Consider the following 659-nt stretch of genomic DNA (forward strand, 5'->3'; position numbering starts at 1 on the left):
CCACGGTAGGGTCAGCGACTGGGGTGAAGTCGTAACAAGGTAGCCGTAGGGGAACCTGCGGCTGGATCACCTCCTTTCTAAGGATGCTTCTCCAGGCCGTCTCTCACGAGACTGTCTATTGAGGCTCCAATAAACGGCGGAACGCCGCCGTCTCCGTTTCTCTTTCCTCTTTCGTCACTGAGACATCAGCCATACGGGTTGTTGTGTTGGTGGCGCGATCGCGAGCCTGGGTCATTCGACCTGGCTGTCGCTGCCATAGGCCCGTAGCTCAGGTGGTTAGAGCGTACGCCTGATAAGCGTAAGGTCGGCAGTTCGAGTCTGCCCGGGCCTACCAGGTCATTCTGGTTTGCTGGGGCTGGTCTCCAGCCTAGGCAGTATCGATGACAGCTCTTCTGGCAGCGCACCCTGAGATGGGGCCATAGCTCAGTTGGTAGAGCGCCTGCTTTGCAAGCAGGATGTCGTCGGTTCGACTCCGTCTGGCTCCACCAGGCCGCCCCGCGGCCCTGGAAACGACCCGAGGTCCCCGCTTTGAAAGCGTTGGCGCACCCGTCGTTAAGCTCGCATGATCGCATCAAGTATTGCCCGTCGGCGCTCGCCGACAGGCATTGATATCGTAAAGGAAGAACGTGACCGGCTCCCCTGAGCTTTTAGGTCTTGTT

Annotated in this window: 2 tRNA genes and 1 rRNA gene; all 3 read left to right on the forward strand. The window is 59.0% G+C overall.

Features of this window, described 5'->3' with window-relative positions:
- Nucleotides 1-77, forward strand: a 16S ribosomal RNA gene (locus tag JKF87_RS18145); the annotation flags it as partial.
- 180 nt (nt 78-257) lie between these two features.
- A tRNA-Ile gene (locus JKF87_RS18150) sits at nt 258-334 on the forward strand.
- Nucleotides 335-412: 78 nt separating this feature from the next.
- Nucleotides 413-488, forward strand: a tRNA-Ala gene (locus JKF87_RS18155).
- Nucleotides 489-659: the final 171 nt, after the last annotated feature.

It is taken from the genome of Brevundimonas nasdae, assembly GCF_016654005.1.
Lineage (GTDB): Bacteria > Pseudomonadota > Alphaproteobacteria > Caulobacterales > Caulobacteraceae > Brevundimonas > Brevundimonas nasdae.